This is a genomic window from Paracidovorax wautersii (assembly GCF_900113035.1).
GTDB lineage: Bacteria > Pseudomonadota > Gammaproteobacteria > Burkholderiales > Burkholderiaceae_C > Paracidovorax > Paracidovorax wautersii.
On sequence record NZ_FONX01000040.1, the window covers coordinates 1 to 5,423 of the forward strand.

Consider the following 5,423-nt stretch of genomic DNA (forward strand, 5'->3'; position numbering starts at 1 on the left):
GCATCCACCGAGAAACGCGCATTTCTTCGCGCGAGGCAGCTGCTTGAGGCTGTATTCAGCCTTCGACGCGGTAGAGCGATCAGGAAATGACTTGAACGCGGCCACCGCAACGGGCTTCTTGGCACGGGTGTACCGCGCGCCTTTTCCCTTGGCATGCGCGACAACCCGCTTTTCCAGGTCATTGGTAATGCCAGCGTAGAAAGAACCATCTGCACAGAGCAGCAGGTAAACGCACCAGCCAATGTGTTTCGGCGACAACATGCAATCCACTATACCATGTTATTGCTTTTTTTGAGATTCGAAATAGAATTTCGTCATGCCTATCCGAATCATCGAATCCGACACTGCGGTTTCCATCCCTGCTTTCACCAACACCAATCCCTTGGTCATCGACTTTTTCTCAGGGCTCCCCGAGTCGCAGCGAGACGCGGCACTGGAGCGCGCGCTGGCCATCGGCGTGATGGCGCTGCGGCACGACAAAATCGCGGCCTTCCTGGCCAGCACCGAGAGCGAGCTTGGCGTCCACCTGGAGGCGCTGAAATCCTTGTTCGTCACCAATCAGATGCGCCGCCAGTCCGCGCCCGTCAAGGGCGAAGAGGGCGAGACGTCGGTGGCCAACGCCATGGTCACCTTCACAGAAGTGCGACAAATCAAGGATGAGGTGCAGCTGGTCGGCCGCACGGCAGGCGCGATCAAGGGAAACAAGACAGGCGATATCGTCGTCACGGTCGGTGATGGTGAAGATGCCCCAGTAATCGTCGTCGAATGCAAGCTCGACAAGTCGATCCGGCTGGGCAATCCGGCAGCTGACGGCCTCACCCGAGGCAAGAGCGACACAGCCTGGTCTCAGCTGATCGAAGCCAAAGCCAACAGACAAGCCGATGAGGCGATCATGGTATTCAGCGCAGACAGTGCCGATCGGACCATCGGCGCCTTCACGGACTCGGTGCGCTACATCGACGGTGTGGGGTTCATTGCCCTGGTGGACATCGTCCGCGGTGATTTCCGCAGCCTGCTCATTGCGTACGAGTTGGCCAGGGAAAAGGTGCTGGCCAAGCGCAAGGTCCCGATCGACAGCGAGGTGCTCAATACGCTGGTAAGCAAGCTCTGCGCGGATCTGCAGCTGGCATCCCAGATCAAGCAACATCTCGAATCAGCTGCCAGTAGCCTCGCGGCTGCGGGGGAGCAAGTTGATCGGGCGTTAGGCGCAGCCACGGCGACCCGTGACGCCCTTCTGAAATACCTGCAGCAAGGGCGCCTGGACAACAGCCAGCTGCTCAAGCTGCTGGTCCCCCACAAGGCACTGCCGTAAACAGCGCCCTTTGGCCTACAGACCGCCGTGGCTCTTGCCTGGCCTGGTAGGCGGCTGAGCAGGAGCCATGGCGGCATCAAGGACCGCCTTTTCATCCAGAGCCTTCCGCCGTTCGGGACGTTCCTGCTGGATCTTCAGCTGCCGCACGAGCACATTCAGCTTGTCCTGCCAAATCTTCAGGAGTCCAGAATCTTTTTGCCCCTTCGCCTTCGCAAGCCGGCCGCGTGCCTTGCTCAGTTCCGTCTTGAAGCGGCGCCGCTTCGTGATAGCCATAATTGGGACCCCTCTGCGTCAGATGATGATGAATGCCATCACGGCGATGGCAAATCAAGCATAGCCGCTTGTAGGGAGGCCTCCCGAGGGGCAGCGGATCGATCACCGCAGATCGAATCGAGTTCCCGATCACTGTCGTCCACGATGATGAGCCGAGGCGCCCCGTGGTCGCCTTCGGCGCCATTGGGGTAGTAGTAGGCGGTCCGAAGAAGGCCTGCCTCCACCTGCTCAGGATCTCGCACGTAGAAGTGCTTCTGCAGGTATCCCGCATATGACGTCCACTGCAGCTGCGCCAGATCCACGCCGGGGCGCATCGCCATGTCGTCAAACCGATGCGCGCTGTAGCTCGCGATATCCGCATCAGACAGGATCTCCAACCCAACCTGCTTCAGCAGGCGGTCCGCGGCCCACGTGACTGCGACATCGCCAGGCACCTGGACCCATGACGCATCGACGTCCACGGCAGCCACCACCTGGTCTGCTCGAAACACGATGAAGCTATCCCCACTCCCTTCGGCCTCGTTGGCATACACGACACCATCGAACCCCTTGGAAAGCAGCAGCTCGCGAAGAGCTGCGTTGTTGTCTCGCGCGTTGAAGACTACCGTGTACTCGTCTTCAGAAAGGCTCACGCCCTGCCTGCGCACCTCGCGCATGACGCTCTGGTAATGCCATGTCCCCAGATCCGGCAAGCGCAGGGGGTTGCCGATGCGCAGGTAGAAGTCGAACACGTTGCCGAACCCTGACGCATGGGTCCGCGTGCCGAAATGCGCGCCAAGCTCCTTGTCGCCAGCGGGCAGCTCGAATGCATCGAAACCCAGCGCCTCTGACGGCCTCGTGACGCGCGGCCTGCTTTTTTCCAGAAGCGCCCGGGCCCGCACAGCGTCCTCGGGCGACACCCCGCGGTTGGCGGCCATACCCATGGCGACCCAACGCTCAAGGATGACTGGCACGTCATTGGCCTCTGGAATTCCATGCTGGTCTGCCAGCGCCTGCAATTCGGCAGTCGCCTTCGCATCGCCAGGGCGCGTCTCACCGGGCACCACTTTCACTACCGTTGTGCCGTGGTGCACCATCAGCGGCTGCCCATCGGGACGGACGACGGCTGATCCCGCGAACCAGGACTGAAATTCTTCTGCAGTTGCTGGCTTGAACATGGCTACCTGCCCCCGTACGTCGATTGTCAGGTCGAACTCGATCACGGCAGGATCGAAGACGACCACCTCTTCATAGTCTGACCTGACCACGATGCCGTCGAAGCCCGCCTTCATCAGGACCTCACGCCACGCGGTCTCAAGGCCAGCACGTTCCGCTGCATCTGAGTAGAAGGCCGAGGCCGTGTCGTACCGATAGGGGTTCTGAAGCCGGGCCCATACGGGGTATACAACCTGGCCGTCCCCACCAAGGCGGCAGGCCATGTCAGCGTATTGGCTGGCCAGCTCCGGCTTGGATGTCAGGTACACGCCCAAACCGGCGCCGTCGTGGCCACTGTTGGACCCCAGGTGCTCCAGCGAGAAGTGATCGATCGGCGATGCAGACCCGTGATACAGCTTGACGGGAAGTCGTTCCACGATCAACGTCCGAGGTCCGGGACAGTATCCACGGGAACGGCCCGGGGCGCGGCATCCTGGCCCTCTCCGTGCCCGACAGACGGCATCACCACATCGCGGATGTGCTCCTGAGAATCCAGTTGTGCGAGCGCGTACGCCAGGTCCACCAGATCCTGGCCATCGAGCTGCGCCAGGTCGTTGCCGGCGAGCTTCTCGCCCACGCGACGCACCGATGCCTCGACCTCTCCCAACCAGTGCTGGGCGCTTCCTTCGAGGGCTGCAGCGGTGGGCCTCACGCCCCTGGCAACCGCTTCTTCCACGGCGAAGGCGAACAGCTCATCGTCAGCCAGCGCGTCGATCGCCCCTGCCCGCGCGACGCGCGCCGCGGCCGCATCGTGCACCTGGCGCTCCAAGGCCCCATCTGGGCGATCCACCCACGCCTTCACCTGGTCCACCAGGCGGCTGTACTGTTCACCTCCCAGAGCATCCCGGCCGTGTCGCCGGATCATTTCCTGCAGGAAGATCGCACCCTCCCTGCCGGCTGGAATGCGATCGGCCAGCAGCACGGTCGTTCCGGTATTTGGGTCGGTGAAAGACTTGGCCCGAGTCCCTGCCAGTGGGCTCGTATCGACGCCCTGGCCCACCAGTTCTGCGCGCGTGGTCACGATGACCTTCCCGATGCCCTCCTGCAGGTCGATCGGAGACACCTGAACCACTTGCGAGATCGCTTCGCGCACGGCCTCGGGCGTGGACATGCCGAATGCACCGGCAACTCCGAAGTCCTGCAGGCATTGGCCAATGCGCTCACCGACAGCACGGAAGGGCTCATAGGCCACAGCCTGGCCCAGCATCTCATGGCCCATGACCGCGCTCAAGCCCTCGTAGATGTGCTCGGGGACGCCCTTGATCCGGCCATGCTCCCCAACGGTTATCAAGCGACTCAGGCTGGGGTCTGTAGGATGGGCGATGCGTGGGTCCGATGAACCACCGCGCCACATTCCCTTACGCATGACGGGAACAGACGTCGAATCAGGTGTGACCACTTGCGGAAGGAAGCGATTCCCCTTCTCCTCGTCGCGCGCCCGTTTGGTCTCCAGATAGGAGAACGTACGCCATGCAGGGTCGTCTGGCCCGATATCGTTGTCCATGAACTCGCCAAGCCGCCGCACTTCGGAAGGGGCAGGCTCGATGTCGTGGAAGTCAAAGGAAAGGCCACGAGTGACCGCCACAAAGCACCACCGAACGCGATCTTCAAGACAGCCAAAGCCCTTGCCCTTGATGACCGCCTCATGGGTGTCGTATCCCATGTCACGGAGGGTATAGCGAAGCAGGTTAGCGCTCGCCGAAGCCCGGTATGGGACCACGTTTTCGATCACGACCAGCGCAGGTTGCAGGCGACCAATAAGGCTGAGCGTGGGCACTACCAGGTGACCAACGTCCGCGTCATCTTCCATCATACCAAGGCCCTTGCGAGCCCGCCCTGCCGTAGAAGCCGCGCTACAGGGGATGCCCCCTTCCAGAATGTCGCAGTAAGGCAGCTTCGACAGAAGCCAGTCGTCCTGCATCAACTCCTGCATCGGCATCCCCAGGCCCATCGTCTTATCGTTCCAAAGATCGTTGGCCTCGATGCTGTGCATGAGGAGGTCTTCGCGGATCTCGTTGGCCACGGCCAGACTCGCGTCGAGCCCCGCATCCTTGAGCCCCTGATGGATCGCATGCGAGAGGATGCCGCCGCCGTGCGAAAGGCTCGCCACCTGCAGCGGCTTGCCCTCGGCCAGCTTCTCACGTAGGCGAGCGAGGCGGCCCACGCGCTTGACCTCCGATGCCATCGGCAACAGATAGACCGCCTTGTCGGTGAAAACCACGCGGATCGACTCCATGCCCTCAAAGATCGACAGCAGCTTCTCGCTGTTGATGTCGATGACGGGCAACACCTTTCCGTTTTTGTTCTTCGACGACACCACACGTGATCCGTCGCTCTTCTTCGTGATCGTCACACGCTGGCCGTCCACATCGACTTCGAACTGCTCGCCCGGCGAGAACCCGGCCCTCACGAGTTGGAGCGAGTCAAAGTAGACGCGGGGTTTGCCCCGATGGCGGCCGATCTTCTTGACGAATGCATCCATGTTCTTCTCCCTCAGTAGCCAATTGCCGGGGCGCCCGCCGCCCCTGAAGCGATTTCAGCGGAATCCTCCACCCTCCCCTGCTGTGGTGCCGGCACGGCACCTTGCAGGGCCTCCTGCAGCGCCTGCTCGACCACAGGGGCATGCTCAGGGCGATCCAGTTGC

General features: G+C 61.9%; 5 protein-coding genes. 1 reads left to right on the forward strand and 4 read right to left on the reverse strand.

Annotated features, from left to right (window positions below):
• A partial coding sequence (locus tag BM070_RS23680; protein WP_139222991.1) for a GIY-YIG nuclease family protein occupies nt 1-261 on the reverse strand: 261 nt, incomplete at its 3' end.
• A 55-nt stretch (nt 262-316) separates the two neighbouring features.
• Between BM070_RS23680 and BM070_RS23685 the strand changes: the two genes are divergently transcribed.
• Nucleotides 317-1,312: a hypothetical protein gene (locus tag BM070_RS23685; RefSeq protein WP_092942791.1), complete on the forward strand. Its 996-nt coding sequence runs from the start codon at nt 317-319 to the stop codon at nt 1,310-1,312.
• A 15-nt stretch (nt 1,313-1,327) separates the two neighbouring features.
• Here the strand turns inward: BM070_RS23685 and BM070_RS23690 are convergent, their stop codons facing one another.
• The 3 genes from BM070_RS23690 to BM070_RS23700 are packed head-to-tail and all read right to left on the reverse strand — an operon-like array spanning nt 1,328 to nt 5,261.
• A complete protein-coding gene (locus BM070_RS23690) occupies nt 1,328-1,585 on the reverse strand; it encodes a hypothetical protein (protein ID WP_092942794.1) in 258 nt (85 codons plus the stop codon).
• Between the two features lie 38 nt (nt 1,586-1,623).
• Entirely contained in the window at nt 1,624-3,156 is a 1,533-nt protein-coding gene (locus tag BM070_RS23695) for an ADP-ribosyltransferase-containing protein (RefSeq protein ID WP_139222992.1), read from the reverse strand.
• 2 nt (nt 3,157-3,158) lie between these two features.
• Nucleotides 3,159-5,261, reverse strand: coding sequence for a DNA cytosine methyltransferase (locus BM070_RS23700; RefSeq protein WP_092942800.1), 2,103 nt, complete (start codon nt 5,259-5,261; stop codon nt 3,159-3,161).
• Nucleotides 5,262-5,423 lie beyond the last annotated feature (162 nt).